This window comes from Streptomyces sp. NPDC021020, assembly GCF_044333285.1.
Lineage (GTDB): Bacteria > Actinomycetota > Actinomycetes > Streptomycetales > Streptomycetaceae > Actinacidiphila.
This window is the reverse complement of record NZ_JBIRQQ010000007.1, coordinates 81,607-100,448: the sequence shown is the minus strand read 5'-3', so window position 1 is coordinate 100,448 and position 18,842 is coordinate 81,607. Positions and strand designations below refer to the sequence as shown.

14 protein-coding genes and 1 pseudogene are annotated in these 18,842 nt (G+C 75.5%); 9 read left to right on the top strand and 6 right to left on the bottom strand.

All coding sequences use genetic code 11. The features are described 5' to 3' along the window. Positions 1 to 25 precede the first annotated feature (25 nt). Positions 26 to 880 (top strand): NmrA family NAD(P)-binding protein, encoded by an 855-nt coding sequence (locus ACH4SL_RS21840; protein ID WP_398447990.1) that lies wholly within the window; start codon positions 26 to 28, stop codon positions 878 to 880. Positions 881 to 926: 46 nt separating this feature from the next. Here ACH4SL_RS21840 and ACH4SL_RS21835 read toward each other — a convergent pair whose 3' ends face one another. Next, positions 927 to 1,898, bottom strand: a complete 972-nt coding sequence (locus ACH4SL_RS21835; RefSeq protein ID WP_398447988.1) for a LacI family DNA-binding transcriptional regulator — start codon at positions 1,896 to 1,898, stop codon at positions 927 to 929. A 92-nt stretch (positions 1,899 to 1,990) separates the two neighbouring features. Between ACH4SL_RS21835 and ACH4SL_RS21830 the strand changes: the two genes are divergently transcribed. From ACH4SL_RS21830 to ACH4SL_RS21810, 5 genes are all read left to right on the top strand, one after another. Further along, positions 1,991 to 2,995 carry a PfkB family carbohydrate kinase gene (locus ACH4SL_RS21830; protein WP_398447986.1) on the top strand — a complete coding sequence of 335 codons (1,005 nt, stop codon included), beginning with the start codon at positions 1,991 to 1,993 and terminating at the stop codon, positions 2,993 to 2,995. Positions 2,996 to 3,030: 35 nt separating this feature from the next. Beyond that, on the top strand, positions 3,031 to 4,587 hold the full coding sequence (locus ACH4SL_RS21825; protein WP_398447984.1) for a purine-cytosine permease family protein: 1,557 nt from the start codon (positions 3,031 to 3,033) through the stop codon (positions 4,585 to 4,587). A 257-nt stretch (positions 4,588 to 4,844) separates the two neighbouring features. After that, positions 4,845 to 7,571: a hypothetical protein gene (locus tag ACH4SL_RS21820; protein WP_398447982.1), complete on the top strand. Its 2,727-nt coding sequence runs from the start codon at positions 4,845 to 4,847 to the stop codon at positions 7,569 to 7,571. Between the two features lie 33 nt (positions 7,572 to 7,604). After that, positions 7,605 to 8,072: an RbsD/FucU family protein gene (locus tag ACH4SL_RS21815; protein WP_398447980.1), complete on the top strand. Its 468-nt coding sequence runs from the start codon at positions 7,605 to 7,607 to the stop codon at positions 8,070 to 8,072. A 150-nt stretch (positions 8,073 to 8,222) separates the two neighbouring features. Continuing rightward, a complete protein-coding gene (locus ACH4SL_RS21810) occupies positions 8,223 to 9,278 on the top strand; it encodes a helix-turn-helix transcriptional regulator (protein ID WP_398447978.1) in 1,056 nt (351 codons plus the stop codon). Here ACH4SL_RS21810 and ACH4SL_RS21805 read toward each other — a convergent pair. Continuing rightward, positions 9,230 to 10,276: pseudogene (locus ACH4SL_RS21805) on the bottom strand (MFS transporter); the annotation flags it as partial. The gene ACH4SL_RS21810 and the pseudogene ACH4SL_RS21805 sit on opposite strands and share 49 nt — an antisense overlap. A 592-nt stretch (positions 10,277 to 10,868) precedes the next feature. Here ACH4SL_RS21805 and ACH4SL_RS21800 point away from each other — a divergent pair. Together ACH4SL_RS21800 and dhaL are read left to right on the top strand one after the other, a co-directional pair. Then, positions 10,869 to 11,924, top strand: coding sequence for a dihydroxyacetone kinase subunit DhaK (locus ACH4SL_RS21800; protein ID WP_398447976.1), 1,056 nt, complete (start codon positions 10,869 to 10,871; stop codon positions 11,922 to 11,924). Continuing rightward, complete coding sequence (dhaL, locus tag ACH4SL_RS21795) at positions 11,921 to 12,616, top strand: dihydroxyacetone kinase subunit DhaL (RefSeq protein ID WP_398447974.1); 696 nt, start codon at positions 11,921 to 11,923, stop codon at positions 12,614 to 12,616. Before ACH4SL_RS21800 ends, dhaL begins: the two co-directional genes overlap by 4 nt. Positions 12,617 to 12,680: 64 nt before the next feature. On the opposite strand, the gene ACH4SL_RS21790 is transcribed toward dhaL, so the two are convergent. Together ACH4SL_RS21790 and ACH4SL_RS21785 are read right to left on the bottom strand one after the other, a co-directional pair. After that, entirely contained in the window at positions 12,681 to 13,403 is a 723-nt protein-coding gene (locus ACH4SL_RS21790) for an HAD family hydrolase (RefSeq protein WP_398447972.1), read from the bottom strand. A 449-nt stretch (positions 13,404 to 13,852) separates the two neighbouring features. Next, positions 13,853 to 14,770: a ScbA/BarX family gamma-butyrolactone biosynthesis protein gene (locus ACH4SL_RS21785; RefSeq protein WP_398447970.1), complete on the bottom strand. Its 918-nt coding sequence runs from the start codon at positions 14,768 to 14,770 to the stop codon at positions 13,853 to 13,855. Positions 14,771 to 14,907: 137 nt separating this feature from the next. On the opposite strand from ACH4SL_RS21785, the gene ACH4SL_RS21780 reads away from it, so the two are divergent. After that, positions 14,908 to 15,618, top strand: a complete 711-nt coding sequence (locus ACH4SL_RS21780) for a ScbR family autoregulator-binding transcription factor (RefSeq protein ID WP_398447968.1) — start codon at positions 14,908 to 14,910, stop codon at positions 15,616 to 15,618. Positions 15,619 to 15,645: 27 nt separating this feature from the next. Here ACH4SL_RS21780 and ACH4SL_RS21775 read toward each other — a convergent pair whose 3' ends face one another. Continuing rightward, positions 15,646 to 17,157: an alkaline phosphatase family protein gene (locus ACH4SL_RS21775; RefSeq protein ID WP_398447966.1), complete on the bottom strand. Its 1,512-nt coding sequence runs from the start codon at positions 17,155 to 17,157 to the stop codon at positions 15,646 to 15,648. Positions 17,158 to 17,305: 148 nt separating this feature from the next. Beyond that, positions 17,306 to 18,817: a N,N-dimethylformamidase beta subunit family domain-containing protein gene (locus ACH4SL_RS21770; RefSeq protein WP_398447964.1), complete on the bottom strand. Its 1,512-nt coding sequence runs from the start codon at positions 18,815 to 18,817 to the stop codon at positions 17,306 to 17,308. Between the last annotated feature and the right edge of the window lie 25 nt (positions 18,818 to 18,842).

Genomic DNA, 18,842 nt, shown 5'->3' with positions numbered 1-18,842 from the left:
ATCCCGAACCGTTGGAGGTCCCCGCATGCCCGCCACGACGACCGTTCTGGTCACCGGCGCGACCGGAAAGCAGGGCGGAGCGGTGGCCCGCAGACTGCTCGGCGCCGGCTACGCGGTACGCGCGTTCGTCCGGGACGCGGACCGGCCCGCGGCCAGGGCACTGGCGGCGCTGGGCGCGGACCTGGCCGTCGGCGACTTCGACGCCCCGGCGTCGCTGGCCGAGGCCCTGCGGGGCGTGCACGGCGTGTTCGCCCCGCAGCCCGGCGACCTGCCCGACCCGGATCCCGGCCGCAATGTGCGCCGGGGCCGCGCCCTCGTGGACGCGGCGGCCGCCGCGGGCGTCGCGCACCTGGTGTACAGCTCGGCCGCCCCGGTCGGCCGCGGGTCGGGCGTCGGGCACTTCGAGGCGATGGCCGAGGTCGAGGCGCACCTCGGCGCGAGCGGCGTGCCCGCGACCGTGCTGCGCCCGGTGTTCTTCATGGAGAACTGGTCGTACCTGATGCCGCAGGCGCGAGGCGGCGGGCGGTCCGGCGCGGTCGCGCTGGCCCCGGGCACCGCGCTGCAGATGATCGCCGTCGCCGACATCGCCCGGATCGCCGCGGACTGCTTCGCGCACCCCGGCGAATTCACCGGCAGGACGCTGGAGATCGCCGGGGACGAGCTGACGGTACGGCAGGTCGCCGAGGCGTTCACCGCGGCGGACGGCGCACCGGCCCGCCTCGCGCGCACCCCGCTCGACGAGCTGCGGCGCGAGGCCCCGTACCTGGTGGACTTCTACGCGTGGCTGGACGGCGCGGGATACCAGGCGGACGTCGCCGCCCTCCGCGGGCGCTGGCCGGACCTGCTGACCTTCGGGGCCTGGCTGCGCACGGCGTCCTGACCCGGCGCCTTCGGGACCGGGGCGCGGGCCCCGGACGGCCGGGGGCTCAGCCCGTGGAGCCGCGCACCACCAGCTCGGGGGCCAGCACGATGTCGTCCGCCCCGCCGTCGAGAAGGGCCAAGGAGGCCTCGACCATGCCCTCGGCGACCGAGCCGAGCGTGGTCAGGCCGGGCGCCGCGGTCTCCGAGAGGAAGGTGCCGTCGAAGGTCGCGATCGCGTAGTCGTCGGGCACCCGCCTGCCCGCGTGCTGGAGTGCCGTGAGCAGGCCGACCGCGACGACGTCGGCGGTGCAGATGACCGCGTCGGTCCCGCGCGGGTCCGCGAGCAGGTGCCCGGCCGCCTCGATGCCGCTCGCGACCGTGAAGCTGGGCATCTCCAGCACGCGGTCGCCCGGCCCGGCGAGCGCGCGGAAGGCCGCGGTGCGCTCGATGCTGGAGGACGAGTCCTCCTGCGCGTCGACCAGCAGGATGCGGCGCCGCCCCCGCGCCCGCAGGTGCTCGACCAGCAGGCGCACCCCCGCGGCGTTGTCGAGCCGCACCGACGGGGCGTCCACACCGCGTGCCCGGCGGTCGACCTGGACGACGCGGCCGGAGCGGGCGAGTTCGGCTATCGCCGGGCCGCTGCGCTCGTAGGCCGCGGGCACCACGAGGACGGCGTCGACCAGCACGCGGTCCATGCCGCCGAGCTGGCGCCGTTCGACCTCCGGGCTCTCGTCGGTGTCGATGGTCACCAGGCGCTTGCCCAGGTGGCCCAGGCGGCGTGAGTAGGCCGAGACCAGCTCGGCGAAGTACGCGTTGGCGATGGCGGGCACGACCAGCGCGACGGCGTCCATGGACTGGACGCGCAGGGCCCGCGCGGCCGCGTTGACCTTGTAGCCCAGCGCGTCGCACGCGGCGCGCACGCGCTCGGCGAGCTCCGGGTCGACGTTGCGCTGCACACCGGAGAGCACCCGGCTCGCGGTCGTGACCGACACCCCGGCGCGCGCGGCCACGTCCTTCAGGCTCACGCGTGCGCCCATCGAGATCCCCTCCGCTTCCGGCGGCCGATGCTAGCAGGGAGGTCCGCGGCCGGCCGTTGACGAGGAGGAAGGCTCCGTGCTTTCCTTTGGAAATGCATTTCCCAGAGGAGAATCCACCGCAAACACCTCCAGAACGCCGCCCGGGTGAACGCCCCGCGGGCGGCGGGGAAGTGCTCGTCGTCGGCTCCGTCAACCTCGATCTCGGCTACCGGCTCGACCGGCTGCCGCGCGACGGGGAGACGGTCCGGGCGCGCGGCCGCTTCCAGGCCGGCGGCGGCAAGGGCGCGAACCAGGCGCTCGCCGCCCGGCGCCTCGGCGCGCGGGTGTCCCTGCTCGCCAGCGTCGGGCGGGACGCCGGTCCGGCGCTCGCCGACCTCGCGGCCGCGGGCGTCGACCTCGCTCCGGTCCTGCGGCACGACGACGCCGCCACCGGCTCGGCGGTGCTGTTCGTCGGCCCGGAGGACAACTGCATCGTGGTCGACGCGGGCGCCAACGACCTGCTGCGGCCCGAGCACGTCCGCGCCCTCGCGGGGTCCGCGGCGCCGCCCGCCGTGGTGGTCACCAACCACGAGGTCCCGGCGCCGGTGGTGGAAGCCACGCTGCGTGCCTACGCCGGCCGGGCGCGTGTGCTGCTCAACCCGTCACCCGCGCGTGCCCTGGACCGCGGGCTGCTCGCCCTCGTCGACGTCCTCGTGCTCAACGCGGGCGAGCTCGCCGACCTGCTCGGCGCAGGACCGGCCCCCGCCACCCCGGAGGCGGTCGCGGCCCTGCTCGGGCAGGGCGGCCTCGGCGACTGCGTGGTCACCCTGGGCCACGGCGGCGCCGTCGTCTCCGAGCGAGGCATCCTTGCTCACGTACCCGCCTTCCGTGTCGAGGCGGTGGACACGGTCGGCGCGGGCGACGCCTTCCTCGGCGCGCTCGCCGCCGGTCTCGCCGCGGGCGGCACCCTCGGCGCGGCAGCCGTACGGGCGTGCGCCGCGGCCGCGCTCGCGGTGACCGCTCCCGGCGCCCGCGGGGCCGTACTGAGCCCGGAGGCCGTCGACGCCCTCGCGGCCCGCGAACCGGCGACCGCCGGAAGCCGACCCACCACCCCCTGACCCCGTACCAGCCCTCCACCGAAAGGCGCACGTCCATGAGCAATGCGGCTCAGCAAGGACGACGAGGCACCACCGTCGAGTCCAACGGCGTCAACCCCGTTCCCGACGGCGAGCGGCGCGGCAAGGCCAGCGGCCTGTTCGCCGTGTGGTTCGCCTGGAACATATCGATCCTCGCCGTCAGCTACGGCATCTTCGTCTTCGGTCTCGGCCTGAACGTCTGGCAGACGATCGTGGCGGGCACCATCGGCTATCTCGCCTCCGCCACCCTCGTCGGCATCCTCGCCGTGGGCGGGCCCCGCACGGGCCTGCCGACGCTCACCCAGACGCGCTTCGCCTTCGGCACCAAGGGCAACCGGATCCCCGCGTTCTTCGCCTACCTGTCCAACATGGGCTGGAAGGTGACGATCATCACCCTCGCCTCCAGCACCGGCGCCCACCTCTTCGCCAAGCTGTGGCCGTCCGCCTTCGCGAGAGACGACGGTTCGAGCACCACCCCGGCGCTCGCGCTGTGGTTCGTGGCCGTGCTCGCGGTGACGATGACCGTCGCCGTGCTCGGGCACCAGCTGATCATGAAGATCGAGGTGTGGATCTCCTGGCTGACCGGCCTCATGACGGTGGCGTTCCTCGGGTTCGTGCTGCCCAAGGTCGAGTGGTCGCACCTCGGCGACCCGCACGCGGGCGGACCGCTGGAGTTCGTCGGCGGCATCATCATGGCGATGACGCTCGTCGGCCTGGGCTTCCTCAACTACGGCGGCGACTTCGCGCGCTACCTGCCGCGCGCGACGCGGGCGCGCGGCGTGGTCGGGTGGACGGTCGCGGGGCTGAGCGCACCGGTCGTCGTGATGCTCGTCGTCGGGGCGCTGCTCGTCGGCGGCGACCCGGAGCTGGGCGGCGCCGCGGCCTCCGACCCCGTCGGGGCGCTGACCGCGCTGCTGCCGATGTGGTTCTTCGTCCCCTTCTCCGTCGTCGTCGTCATCTCGCTGGTCTCCGCGGCGATCACCGGGATGTACAGCTCCGGCCTCGCGCTGATGGCGGTCGGCGTCCCCCTGCGCCGCTCCGCGACGACGGCGATCAACGCGACGATCATCGCGGCCGGTGCCTTCTACCTGGAGTTCGTCTCCACCTCCTTCCTCGCGACCTTCCAGTCGTTCCTGTCGCTCATCGCCGTGATGATGGGGTCGATGGGCGCGATCCAGCTCGTCGACTTCGTCCGGCAGCGCCGCATGGGCTGGAACACCGACATGGCCGAAGGACGCGGCTTCGGCGGGCGGGACGGGCGCTGGACGGCGATCGTGTGCCTGGTGGTCGCCACAATCCTGGGCCTCGGCCTGGTCACCAGCTCCGACAAGAACTTCGCGAAGATCACCGGCTTCCTGCTCACGTCCGGCGCGCAGCACGGGGTGTTCGGCGCGAGCGGGCTCGGGATCGTCATCGCCATGGCGATCGCCGGGGCGCTCTACGCCCTGCTCACCTTCGGATTCCGGCTGGACCCGAAGCCCGACTACTCGCTCGTGACCGCCGGCGCCGGCGGCCCGGCGATCCCCTCCCGCGGCGTCCCCGGCCGTACCCCGGCCGACGCGACCGACCGCTGACCGACCCGGTGGCGGGGGGGGGGGGGGGGCGCCCCCCCCCCCCCCCGGGCGCGGGGGGGCGGCGGGGGCGGCCGCCCGGGGCGGGGGGGGGGGGGCGCGCCCGCGGGGGGGGCCGGCCCCCCCGCGGGCCCGGGCCCCCCCGGGGCCCCCCCCCGGGGGCGCCCCCGCGCGCCCCCCCGCGGCCGCGCCCCCCCGCCCCCCCCCGGGGGGGGGGGGGGCCCCCCCCCCCCCCCCGCCACCCGAGGAGCTGACATCCGGTGTCCGCACACGAGACCTCGCTGGAGCGCTTCCGGCATCCCGACCCGTGGCACTCGCCCGCCACGTACTGGTTCTGGCACCACCTGCCCGACCGGGAGACGATCCGCGCCCAGGTGCGGCAGATGCACGACGCCGGGATCCGCGGCTTCCAGGTGCAGGCGCGGCTGTCCTACCCGATCGAGGGCTACCTCGACGAGGACTACCTCACCGCTTGCCGCTGCGCGGTCGAGGAGGCGGCGCGGTACGGCATGGTCGTCGGCATCTACGACGACTACAACTGGCAGACCGGCCACGCCGGCGGCCGCGCGGTGGAAGGGCACGACGAACTGCGCGAGCGGCATCTGTTCTGGGTGCGGATCGGCGCGGGGCAGAGCGAGGGGACGCTTCGGGGCATCCGCTCGGCGACCGAGGATCTGGGTCCGGCCGCGATGCGGTGGCACTACGAGGGCGGCGCGGCCCTGTGGGCCGACTGGCACACCGAGTACGTCCTGCTCAGGGCCGCCCCCCGGGGCCCGGTCGCCGAGCGGCCGGACCTCGTCGACCGTGTGCGGGGCGCCGCCGACGGATGCCGCGTCCAGCTCGCCGGGCCCGTCCCGGAAGGAGCCGAGGCCGTCGTCCTCGTCTCGGCCCGGTGCGCCACCTCGCGCCTGGTCAACCCCGTCGACCCGGCCGCCGTCGACCGCTTCGTCGAGGCGGGCTACCAGCCCTTCGCCGACGCCCTCGGCGACTTCTTCGCCAGCACCGTCGCCTACATGTTCTTCGACCAGCCGCACGCCGTGTACTACGACTGGGAAGGCCGCACCGGCGACCTGCGCTCGGCGATGCCCTTCCACGCAGCGCTGGCCTCCTCGATCCGCGAGCGCTGGGGCGGGCGCACCCCCGAGGTGCTCGCCGCGGTGCTGGACGGCACGGAACCCGAGCAGCTGGGCCTGCGCGCGCAGTTCTACGCGCACTTCAGCGCGTACGCCACCGAGACCTTCCTCGGCCGGCTGCGGGCCTGGAGCCACGCCCACGGCCTGCTCCAGTCCGGCCACGAGGTGCTCGGGCACGTCGGCGGCTGGCGGCTGGACACCGCGTTCGCCCACTGGGACCTGCGGGTCAACTTCGGGCTCGACCACTTCGGCGTGGACGGATACCGGGATCTGACGGCGGTGGACGCCCAGGACGCCGTCGCGCAGCTCAGCCCGGTGTTCGGCGACTCGGTCGCCCGCCACCACGGACGCAGCGGCACGATGGTCGAGCAGTATTTCCTCACCCCGCCCGAGGGCGGGGCCCCGTGGTCCGGCCACTGGGGACTGGGCCTGGAGGAGTTGCGCGCCACCGCGATCACCCACCACCTGCACGGCATGCGGCAGATGATCTTCCACGGCTTCTACCAGACCCACGGCCACGACGCCGACCACACGTCGCTGAGCAACCCCCGTTTCGACTTCCCTCCGGGCATCAACTTCGAACCGTGGTTCGCCGACCACCATCCGCGGTTCGCGGCCGAGAGCGCCCGGCTGAGCGAATTCCTGGAGCCGGTGACCCCTCGGGCCGACGTCGCGGTCCTCTACCCGCTGCGCACGCTGTGGACCGAGGGCCAGCTCGGCCCGCAGTCCCGCGCGACGGGTGACTGGGCGCGCGCGCTCACCGCGGCCGGGGTCGGATTCCAGCTCGTCGACGAGCGCGACATCGAGGCGTGCACCGTGACGGACGGCGCGGTCCTCCTCGGCGGGCGGCGCTTCCGGGCGCTCGTCCTGCCCGCGGTGACCACGCTGCGCTCCGCCGAGGTGCTGCGCCGCGTCCGCCGCATGGCCGAGGCGGGGGTCCGCGTACTCGCCGCCGGGGCCACCCCCGCCGTCTACCAGGAGGGGCCGCAGACCGCGGCGGCGGACTGGGCGGAGCTGGCGGCCTCGGTGGAGGCCCCCGCCGTCGTTCCCGACGCGGCGGCGCTGCGCGGGCTCGCCCCGCACGACCCGGACGTGCCCGAGGTGCGTACGCCCGACGGCTCGGCGGTGCGCTGGCGCGGGGGCCCGGAATTCCCCGGCGCCTTCCGGTTCGCCTGCTTCGCGGGCCCCGGGGCCGGGTCCGCGGTGGAGGTCGCGTTGCCCGAAGGGGTCTGGCACGTCGAGGAGTGGACGGCCGCCGACGGCAGCGTGCACGACCTCGGAACGGCCGAGGGTACGGTCGCGTGGCGGCTGGAGCCCAACGCGCTGCGTCTGCTGCGTGTGTGCCGGGCCGGGCAGACCGTGCCCGGCGCGGTGGCGGCCGCGGGGGAGCCGGCGGCCGGTGCCTGGTCGGAGCCGCAGGAGCTGGTTTCCGGGTGGTCCCTGGAGATCCCGGACGACGCCCACGAGGAGGCGGGCACGAGTCGCCCGATCGCCGTCACGCACGGCTGGGAGCGGCAGGGCCTTCCCTCCTTCGCGGGCGCCGCGGACTACGTGCGGCAGATCGTGCTCGACACGCCGGCCACGCTGGAGCTGACGCTCCCCGCCGTCGCCGGAGGGGCGTCGCTGTCGGTCGGCGGAAAACCGGCCGGGGATTGCGGCTGGTCCCCCTACCGGTTCACGATCCCCGCCGGACACCTGCGGCCGGGCCCGAACGAGCTGCGCATCCGCCTCACCCCGTCGGCGGCCAACCGCTACTACGCCGGCACGGGCCTGCGCGCCGCCCCCGAGCCCTGCGGGCTGCTCGCGCCGCCCCTTCTGCGCCGCCGGACCGCGCCGCCCACCTCCGACCGCTGACCCGCACGCACCCACGAAGGAAGGCTGCCGCCCATGCTCAAGGGGATCGACCCGCTGCTCTCCCCGGACCTGCTCCACGCGCTCGCGCAGATGGGTCACGGGGACATGATCGCCCTCGTCGACCGGAATTTCCCCGCCCACTCCGTGAACGAGCGGGTGATCCGCCTCGACGGCGCCGACGTCGTCTCGGCGGGCCGGGCCGTCCTCGGGCTCCTGCCGCTCGACACGTTCGTCCCCGAACCCGTCGCGCGCATGGAGGTCGTCGCGGACCCCGGCGGCCGGCCGGCGGTGCAGACCGACTTCCTCGCCGTCGTCGCCGAGGAGGCGGGCAGGCCGGTGGCCGTCGAGGCGCTGGAACGCCAGGCGTTCTACGACCGGGCCCGCGCCGCCTTCGCCGTGGTGATCACGGGCGAGGAAAGGCCCTACGGCTGCTTCCTGCTGGTGAAGGGGGTCCTTCCCGAGTTCGCTCCCGAGTTCGCCCCCGAGTTCGCTCCCGCGTGAGCGCCGGGCGCCGCGACCGGCGTCGAAAACCGACACCCGGCTCGCACACCGTCCACAGCACCGGCGCCCGCCGCGCGACCCGGCGCGCGGGGGACCGGGAGCGGGCGTGCGCCAGTCGTCCGGGGCCCGCGGGCCTGGGATGATCGGGGCATGCGCGCGGCCCGGCTCCTCTCCCTCGTCCTCCTGCTGCAGAACCGGGGCAGGCTGACGGCCGGCGAGCTGGCCGCGGAGCTGGGCGTGTCGGTCCGGACCGTCTACCGGGACATCGAGTCGCTGAGCGGCGCGGGCATCCCGGTCTACGGCGACGCCGGGCACCACGGCGGCTACGAGCTGCTCGGCGGCTACCGCACCCGGCTGACCGGGCTGCACGCCGACGAGGCCGAGTCCCTCTTCCTCGCCGGGCTGCCCGGCGCGGCCGACGACCTCGGGCTCGGCGAAGTGCTCGCGGCGGCGCAGCTCAAGCTGACCGCCGCGCTGCCCGCCCCGCTGCGGGACCGGGCCGGCCGGGTCCGCGAGCGCTTCCACCTCGACGCCCTCGGCTGGTACCGCGAGCAGGACTCCCCGCCCGAACTGGTGGCGCTGGCCGGCGCGGTGTGGAATCAGCGGCGGATCCGTGTGCGCTACCGCCGCTGGGCGGAGCCGAAGGAGGTCGAGCGCGCGCTCGACCCCTACGGGCTGGTCCTCAAGGCGGGTGTCTGGTATCTCGTCGCAGCGGTGGACGGCGCGGTCCGGACCTACCGGGTGTCCTCGATCCTCCGCCTCGACGTCACCGAGGACGGCTTCGAGCGCCCCGGCGGCTTCGACCTCGCCGCCCACTGGCAGGAGTACCTGGCCGCCTACGACGCGCGCAGGCTCCGGCTTCAGGCCCGCGTCCGGTTCGCCCCCGTGCTGCTGCCCGCGCTGCCGGACCGCCTGGACGCGGCGCTGGTCCGCGCGGTCGAGGCCTCGGCGGGGCCGCCGGAGGCGGACGGCTGGGTGACGGCGACGGTGCCCCTGGAGTCCGTCGAGCTGGCGGTGCCGACGCTGCTCTCCCTCGGTCCGGACATCGAGGTGCTGGGCCCCGAGGAGCTGCGCCGCGCGGTCGCGGAGGCGGCCGCGGCCGTGCTCGGCCGGTACGGGTCCGGGTCCGGGTCCGCCGAGCGCAGCAGCAGCCCGGCGGACAGCGTCGCCAGCAGCCCCAGAGCGGCGAGGACGCCGAAGCCGTAGCGCGTGTCGCTGTGGTCGGTGACCGCCGCGACCAGGAGCATCACGACGACCGTGGCCGCCAGCCCGCCTCCGTTCGCCAGTCCGAAGACCCTGCCCACCGTCGCGTCGTCCGCCGAGGCCATCAGCATGGTCCGGGAGGCGATCCGGGCCTGCCCGAAGAAGAACGCGCCCAGCGGCACCGCGACGAGGTAGCCGGTGAGCCCGAACTGGCTCTGCAGCACCAGGCCCGCGTCGCAGACCAGGAAGCCCGCGACGGCGATCCGCAGGTCCGGGCTGCGCCTGCTGACGATCCGGTAGGCGCCGGCCGCCGCCAGGAAGCCCAGCGACCCGAGGGCGTCCACGACGCCGAACACCCCCGCGCCGCGGTGGAGTTCACCGATGAGGGCGGTGGGCAGCAGGGCGTTGAAGACCGTGACGACAACGCTCCCCTGGGCGTAGAGCAGGATGAAGCGGCGCATCCGCAGCGGCCCGCGCGGGGCCGCCGGCGCCGGACTCCCGGCGGGCACAGCCGCCGTCCGGAACCCTTCCGGACGCCGCCCCACCGCGGCCACGCACAGCGCGGAGACGGCGAAGGTCCCGGCGTTGAACACCAGCAGCGGCACGGCGCCGAACGCCTGGACGCACAGCCCGCCCACCGTCGCCGACAGCAGCATCCCCGCCTGGGTCGCCATCTCGTAGCGGGCGTTGAACCGCCGCAGCCGCTCCGCGGGGACCCGCTCCTTGATCAGCGCGGAGCTGGCGGGGAGGAAGAGGGCGCTGACGACGGCGAGCGCCAGGTTCGCGCCGTAGATGCCGGGCCCGGGGGAGCCGCCGCAGACCAGCCACAGCGGCAGCGCGAGGGCCAGCGCCGCGCTGGCGGCGTCGCAGCCGATCCACAGGGTCCGGCGGTCGAAGCGGTCGGCCATCCGTCCGAAGAGGGGCGACAGCAGCGCCTGCGGTCCGGCGACGGCGATGAAGAGCCAGCCCACGGCCATCATGGTGCGCTGCTCCCTGATCATGAGCAGCGCGCCGACGATGAGCTGGACGTTGTTGCCGAGGGCGGTGGCGAAGGCGGCGGGCACGAGCAGCCGCTCGGCCCGGCGGGAGGAGTGGTGAGCCAGGTGCATGGCACCACTGTCCGCAGGTCCGCTGACATCCTGTGTCAGTGAAGTCGAACTCGTACGTACCGGAGATCTGCGGGGCGGCACGGGGGACCGGACCCGCGCCGCGGTCGAGCCGCACCGGCCCGGGAGCGCGCCCGGAGTGCCTGACGTGGCGTCATGGTGCCGCCGTGGCAGGCCGCTCGGGCGCGGCGCCCGGGTGCGGGAGGCCGCCGCACGGCAGGAGGACAGCAGCCGGTCCCGGGACCGCGGGGCCGGGACCGGGGCCCCGCGCCGCGCGCGCGACCCCGGGGGCGCCGCCACCGCCCTGCGCGCGCTCCCGGCACCCGCACGCCGGGCGGCGCGCCCTTACGCCGTCCGGGTGAGGCGCCCGCGCCGTGCGCGGGCGCCGGGCAGGCAGGACGCCCCGGGCCGGGCGGGCGGCGACCGGCACCCGGTTGCCGGTCGCCGGGTCAGCCCTGACGATGAGGTGGGGACAGGAGGTCGCGCCATGAGCCTGTACTTCGCCAACGCCCTCCCCGACCTGGTGGACGACGCGCTGGCCGGATTCGCGCTCGCCCATGCGGACACCGTCCGCTGGGACGAGCGGGACGGCTATCTGTGTGCGCTGCGGCCCGCCCCGGCACGCCGCGTCGGACTGGTGTCCGGCGGCGGTTCCGGGCACGAGCCGCTGCACACCGGGTACGTCGGAGCCGGCATGCTGGACGCCGCCTGCCCGGGACGGGTGTTCGCCTCGCCGCACAACCGCCAGGTCTTCGCTGCGGCCCGCTCGGTCGCCCGCGAGGACGGGGTGCTGCTGCTGGTCAAGAACTACACCGGAGACCGGATCAACTTCGGCATCGCCGCCGAGCGGCTCGCCCACGAGGGCATCCGCTGCGGGCGGGTGCTGATCGACGACGACGTCGCCTCGCAGTCCGCGGACTCCGCCACCGGGCGCCGCGGCACGGGCGCCGCCGTGCTGGTGGAGAAGATCCTCGGCGCGGCCGCCGACACCGGCCGCGGCCTGGCCGATCTCGAAGCCCTCGGCACCGAGGTCGTCGCGCGGTGCCGGAGCCTCGCCGTCGCATCCGCCCCGCACACCTCGCCGGTGACCGGGGCGCCCGCCTTCGAGCTGCGGCCGGGGACGCTGGAGTACGGCGTCGGCATCCACGGCGAGCGCGCCGCCCGCACGCTCCCGGCCCGCTCGCTGCGCGACCTGGCCGAGGAGATGGTCGCCTCGCTCGCCGAGGCCCTTGGCCTGGGCGGCAGTTCGCGGCTGATCGTGCTGGTCAACGGCCTCGGCGGCGTCACCAGACTGGAGCTGTACGCGGTGCTGCGGGAGGTCGCGCGGCTGCTGGACAAGCGCGGTGCGGACACCGTGCGCGTCCTGGTCGGCGACTTCGTCACCGCGTTGGACATGCGCGGCTTCTCCGTCACGCTTCTCGACGCCGACGACGAGCTGCTGCGGCTCTACGACGCGCCGGCCGCCACCCCGGCCTGGCCCGCCACTCCGGCGCCGCCCGACTGGCCGGGCGCGATGCCGCAGATCCCGGGAGAGGCACCATGAGCGACACGACCATGCGACCCGAGCACACCGGCCCCGGCCCCGTCGCCTTCGCCGCCTTCACCGAGCGGTGGGTGCGCGCCTTCGCGACGACGGCCACGGCGACCGAGGCCGAACTGACCGCCCTCGACCAGCAGGTCGGCGACGGCGACTTCGGCACCAACCTGGTCGCCGGCCTGCAGGCCGCCCTGCGCCTGCTGGACGCCCCGCCCGTACCCGGCCGCGGCCCCGTGCCGCCGCTCGGCGCCGCGGCGAGCGCCTTCCTGGACGAGGTGGGCGGCACCAGCGGCCCGCTGTTCGGCCTGCTCTTCCAGGAGATGGCCGAGGCGGTGCGCGAAGGCGCCGCCGTCGCGCCCACCGCCGCGCTCGCGGCGGGGGTACGCGACGGGCTCGCCGCGATCCAGCGGGTCGGCGAGGCGGAGGTCGGCGACAAGACGCTCGTCGACGCCCTCTCCCCGGCCGCCGCGGCCCTGGCCGCGGCCACCGGAGCCGATCCGGCGCAGGCCCTCGGCGAGGCGGCGGGCGCCGCGTGGCGCGGGGTGCACGGCACCGCCCGGATGACCGCCCGGCGCGGCCGCGCGAGTTACCTCGGCGATCGCGCGGCCGGCGTGCCCGACCCCGGAGCGGTCGGTGTCGCCCTGCTCTTCACCGCGGCCGCGGGCCCGGTCACCGTACTCGCCCCGCTGCTGCCCTGAACCGCGGCCGGAAGCGGCCGGGACGGCACCGCCCGGCCCCGGGCGGACGGGCCCGCGGTACGGCTCAGTGCGGATGGGTCCGCGCCGCCCGGCGCTCCGCCCACGCGGTGACATCCCGGTCGTCCAGCCGGTCGACCCACAGGTCGACGTCCCCCGCGACGCGGTTGCCCGGCCACGGCCCCACGCCGAGGATGCGCAGCCCGGCGCGGCGCGCCGCCTGCACACCGCACGCGGAGTCCTCGACGGCGAGGCAGCGCTCCGGCGCCGCCCCGCACAGCCGGGCGGCGGTGAGGTAGACGTCGGGTGCTGGCTTGGGGCGCACCGCGGTGTCGGGCACCACCAGATGGTCGAAGAAGGACAGCAGCCCGGCGGCGGACAGGCAGGTCTCGACGACGTCGGCCGGGCAGTTGCTGGCGACGGCGAGCGGCGCGAACGCCGCGGCCCGGCGGACCAGTTCCGCCGCGCCGGGCATGGTCGCGGCGTTCTCGGCGACCAGCGCGCGGAAGTGGTCCAGGAGCGCGCCGGTCAGCTCGTCGGCCAGCTCCGGCCGGCCCGCCTCGTCGGCCATGAGCTGGCCGCACTCGGTGTAGTGCACGCCCTTGGCGCGCTCGGCGAATCCCGGTGCGGCACGCAGCCCGTGGTCGCTGAGCGTCAGTTCGCGGGCGTCCTGCCAGTTCCGCTCGGTGTCCATGAGCGTGCCGTCGCAGTCGAAGACGACCGCGTCCGGCGTCCAGGCCAGCAGCGCGGCGCGCTCCGCGGAGCGCCCGGGTGCGGGTACGTCGGTCACGGCCGCGTGGTCGGCCGACGCGCTACGCGCGGCCGCCGCCGCGCCGTTCTGGGGTGCTGCGGGCGCGGGCGCGGGTGCGGGTGCGGGCGCCGGGACGGGCGCCGGCGCCGTCGACGGGGCGGCGGACTCCGGCGAGGACGGCGGGGAAACGGAAATGCGGTGGTCGTTCATTGGCGAGAATTCCGTTCGGGAATGCCCGGGCACACGGGCAGGAAGGGGATTCGGCCCGTCTGCCCGGGCGAGGAGGTGGTGCGGCCCCGCGCACCACGCGACAGCGAGATGCGGGAAAAGGCGCGCGAAGGGATACCCGGTGCTCGCCCGCGCCACCGGGCGTCACCAGGAACATAACGATCGTTACGTTATGGATGGCCACCTGGAGTGGTCAAGCAATTCTCCGGTGTGAAGAATCGTGTCGCGTGTGCCGCGCGCCCCCTCGCGTGCAGTTCATATCACCGGAAACCGAGAACGCCGTATGCCGTCACCGTGCTGCCCTGCCGGATCCGGAATGCGCACGTGCGGTGGTGGGCCGCGGCGTCGATGCGCGGCGCCGGTGCGTATTCGGTGAAGCGCACGGCGGCCATGACGGCGCTGACGGGCCGCAGCAACTGCCCGCCGGTGGCCTCCGCGGCGCTCTGCCGCGCCGCCTCCAGCAGCACCATGCCGGGCACGTGGTCGCTCGCGTGGTCGAAGAAGAAGGGGTGGGCGGGGTCCGCCGGGTCCACCGTGAGCCCGCCGGTCCCGTGCGCCACGACCACGTCGGCGGCGCGCGCCACGCCGAGCAGCGCGGGAGCGGGCCGCGTGCCGGGCCCCGGCGGCGGCTGCGGGGCGCCGAGCCGGTCGCCGCGCACGGCCGCGTACTTCTCCTCGGGCAGGAACCGCGCACCCCCGCCCGCCTGGGCGAACAGCCGCCCGCCGGCCCGGAAGTCGACCGCCAGCCGCAGCGCGGCGAGCGAACCGTCGCGGCGCTGCCGCGGGTCGGTCACGCGTATCGCGCAACTGATCTCGGTCTGCCCGGCGAGCGCGGCCGGCTCCTGCTCGGGGTCCAGCGCGAAGCGCAGGTCGTCGATGATCATGCGGGTCGCGGGCGGCACGCCGAACCACCGCAGCGGCAGGTAGATGCCGAGCTGGCGCAGCGTCTCCACCACGAGCAGCGGGCTGTGCCGGCCGGTGCCGTCGGCGGGGAAGGTGGTATGCGGATACGGCCAGCAGGCCGCGGCGCGGAAGCCGCCGGCCGGACCCTCCCTGACGTCCGTCAGCAGTACCTCGGTGACTGCCCTGCGGTGCACCAGCTCCCGGGGAACGGGATGGGACCAGGTCAGATCAGGGACGCGGACCGAGGCGAACGAAGGACCGGCCAGATTCTTCATATGACAAGAAAAACCCGCGTCCGGAGAATTCGCACCCGCATTGCTTCGCGCATGTGACGGCCAGAAGTCGATCACGCGCTAGATTGCTGCCACCATTGGCGACACGCCGCCACCGCGCGGCGGGCGGAAATTGCGGAGTGGACGTGCAGGAACGGGCCGAGGCGACGCGCAGGTACCTGGTGGAAGCCGCGGCGCGGCTTTTCGAGGAACGCGGATACGCCGGCACGAGCATCAGCGACATCAGCGCGCAGTCCGGCCGCACCAGCGGCGCCATCTACTTCCACTTCAGCAACAAGGAGAAACTCGCCCTCGCGGTCGTCACCGCGACCCTCGACACCTGGCCCGCGAAGATCGCCGAGGTCCGCGCCTCGCCCGCGCCGGCCCTGGACAAGATGGTGTCGCTCAGCTTCGCCGTCGCCCGCGCCTTCCGCGACGACGTCGTGGTGCGGGCCGGGTCCCGGCTGTGGATGGAGCGCCGGGCGATCGACGCCCCCGTCCCCGGCCCGTTCGCCGCGTGGACCGAGACGGTCACCGGACTGCTGCGCGACGCGCAGGAGTCGGGCGAGCTGGCCCCGGGCATCGCGCCGGACACGGCCGCGCTGACCGTCGTCTACGCCTTCTTCGGCCTGCACACCGTCTCCGAGGCCGTCGACAACAGGGCCCGCATCGAGGAGCGGCTGCGCGGCATGTGGGAGGTGCTGCTCCCCGCGCTCCAGGCCGAGCCCGACCCCGCCGCGCTGCTCGCCCGCGTCCGCGCCGCCGACCCGGCGGGACGGACCGGAGCTCCTGGGGCCGCCGGGCCGGCCGGGTTCACCGACCCGGCCGAGCCCCTCCCGCAGCCGGCCTGAACCGCCGCCGCGGCCGGTGACGCCGGGTCAGGTACGGGGCCGGTGGCCGCGCTCCTGGCGGGGCGCCCGCTGCTGGGCCGGCACCGACGGCAGCGGCAGGTTCGCCGATTCGTACTGGGCGAGGTTGTGGCGGGCGCCCGTCTGCGGCAGGCCGGGGGCCGGGTGGCGCGGCCCGTCCATGCGCAGCGCCGACGTGAGGTCACCGGTGACGCGGCGCCGCCACTGGCTGATGTTGGGCTCGGCCACCCCGGTCAGCCGCTCCAGGAAGCGCAGCACCGAGGTGTGGTCGAAGGTCTCGCCGGCGACCCATCCGCCCACCGTCCAGGGCGAGACGATGACGCAGGGCACCCGGAAGCCGAGCCCGACCGGCAGGTTGTTGCCGGGCACCCCGGTCGGCGAGGTCCTGGTGACGAACTCGCCCGCGGTGCCGGCCGGCGGGGTCGGCGGCACGACGTGGTCGAACAGCCCGTCGTTCTCGTCGTAGTTGAGGATGAAGACGGTCTTCGCCCAGGTCTCCGGGTTGGCGGCGATCGCGTCGATCTTGCCGGCCAGCCAGTTCGCGCCCGCCGCGGGGGTACGGGCCGGGTGCTCGTCGTAGAGCGACGGCGGCAGCAGCCAGCTCACCTTGGGCAGCGTCCCGTTCATCGCGTCGTACTCGAACTGCCCGAAGGGGCTCTCCGCGATCGCCTTGTCGTACAGCGGGTCGCCGGGCTTCGCCGCCTGGTACTGCGCCATGTTGGCGATCGGCGCCAGACCGGTGGGGCCGCCGCCGGGACCGGAGGACGGCTCGTGGTAGATCCGCCAGCTCACCCCGGCCGCCTCCAGCCGCTCGGGGTAGGTGGTCCAGGAGTACGTGCCCTTGGCGGCGTTGTTGTCCAGCGCGGGGCCGCCCGCCAGGCCGTCCGGGTCGATCGTGCCGGTCATGTGCATGTAGCGGTTGGGGTGCGTCGGGCCCATCACCGAGCAGTGGTAGGCGTCGCACACGGTGAAGGCGTCGGCCAGCGCGAAGTGGAAGGGGATGTCGTCGCGCGTCAGGTAACCCATCGTGTACGGGCCCTTGGCGTTGCCGTCCGCGGCGCGGTGCGCGGGCAGCCAGCTGTCCATCACGCCGCCGTTCCACGCGTTGTGCTGCGCCTGCCAGGCGTGGCTGAGCGACGGCACGGCCAGCGCCGCGGTGGTGCGGGAGTCCATGTGGTACGGCAGCAGGTAGCCGTCGGGGTTCTGGGCGTCGGGCTGGTAGAAGACCGGGCGGCCGCCCGGCAGCCGGACGGCGTGCGGGTCCTCGAAGCCGCGCACACCGGACAGCGTGCCGAAGTAGTGGTCGAAGCTGCGGTTCTCCTGCATGAGGATCACCACGTGCTCGATGTCGGACAGCCGTCCGCCCGACCGGGGTTCGGCGGCCGCGGCCCGGCTGAGGTTGGGCGGCAGCACCGACGCGGCGGCGGCCAGGCCGCCCACGGCCGCGGCGGCGCCGAGCAGCCGCCGCCGGGTGGGTGCCTGGTCCTGCTGGGGAGCGGGGTCGTGCGGGGCCTCGGACATCGGCGTTCCTTCCTGGGGCGCGCGCCGTCCGGGCGCGCAGGGGAGAGGGGCACGGCAAGGCTGCTCCCCGACGGGCTCCACCCGGTGACCGGTGGATGGCTGATACAAGAAGACGGGCCCAGCAGCTGGGGCGCCGGACCTCGTGCCGTCAGGTCCCGTACAGCCGCGCGGTGTTGTCGCGGGGGGCCGGGCGGCCGCGGCCCGCCGGGCCCTCGGCGAAGGCCGTCAGGACGTTCTCGGTGACCCGGGTGACGAAGCGCCCGGTGCGCGCGTCCATGCCGTGGTCGCGGCCGTCCAGGTCCGTGCCCGCCATCAGGGCCTCCACCCAGCGCATGGTGCCGGTGGCGAAGACGCCCGCCCCGCCGGGCGTGGTGTAGTAGGCCGAATCGGCGTGGCTGGAGCGGCCCTTGCAGGTCAGCGGGGAGTGCGCGACGACTTCGAGCGGCCCGGGAGTGGGCCGCTGCGGCATGACCCGGTCGTACTCCACGCCCACCAGGTGGTCGAAGCTCTCACCGCGGCGGACCCCGGTGCCGCGGAAGACCCAGTGGTCGGGGGCCTCCACCACGTACGGCGCGTCGACCGGGAAGCCCTCGTACATCACGCCGGTCAGCGACGACTCCGGATCCGCGCCCGGCCCGGTGCGGAAGTCGGTGGTCGCCATGTCCGGGTGCTCCGCGAGGTACGGGTCGGCGTGGAAGGCGGTCTTGTAGCAGACCACCGTGCGGCCCGCCGTGCCGTCCGCGCCCGGCTCCAGCCGGACGCGCCGGTAGCAGGTGTTCGCCCCCAGGAAGACCAGGTTGGTGCCCGCGTCCCGGGCGGCCGTGACGTGCGCGCGCTGCTGCGGCGTCCAGTATTCGTCGTGCCCGAGCGCCACGGCCGTGGTCGCGCCGTGCAGCACCGCCGGGTCCCGGTGCACGTCCAGCCCGGTCGTGTACGCCAGCGGGATACCCGACCGCTCCGCGAGCACCACGGCCGCACGCTCGTAGGCCAGGAACTTCTCCGCGCCGCTCGCCGCGTAGGGCCGGTCGAACGTCACCGCCAGCGAGCGGTGCTCGTACGTGTCGTCCCGCCCCCGGTAGAGGCTGTAGCCGCCCCACTCGTTGTACGCCTGCCAGGTCGCGGCGGCGTGCATCAGCAGCGTGCGGCCCGCCGCGTGCGCCGAGCGGACGACGAGCGGGACGTACCGGCAAAAGCCGGTGTCCGCCTCCAGCCGCAGCAGGTAGGCCCCTTCGGGCCAGCCGTCGGCGGCCACCTCCAGGCTCCGCTCCCACCCGGCCGCCACCGTCCGCCGGGCGACGGCCAGCCGGGCCCGCCCCTGCCGCCCGCCGGCGACCGGGCCCGAGGCCCACACACGGGTGGCCTGCGCCCCGTCGTACCAGCCGACCCGGAAGGCGGAGACGCGGAAGGTGCGGGCGGTCGTCGACACGTACAGCCCGAAGCGCTCGCCGGGCAGCACGCTGACCCGGTCGGCATAGCCCTGGACGGCGTCGTCCGGCCCCGCGGAACCGAGCCGCCAGTCGGCGGGGACCCGGCCGGGCCCGCGGGGCGCGGGGGCCGGACCCGAGCCGCACCCGGCGGCGAGCGCCCCGGCGCCCGCCGCGAGCAGCACCCCGCGCCGGGAGGCCCGCCCGGGGCCCGCCCCGCCGCCGGAGCCCGGCACAGAACCGGGCCGCGCCCGGGCGGCA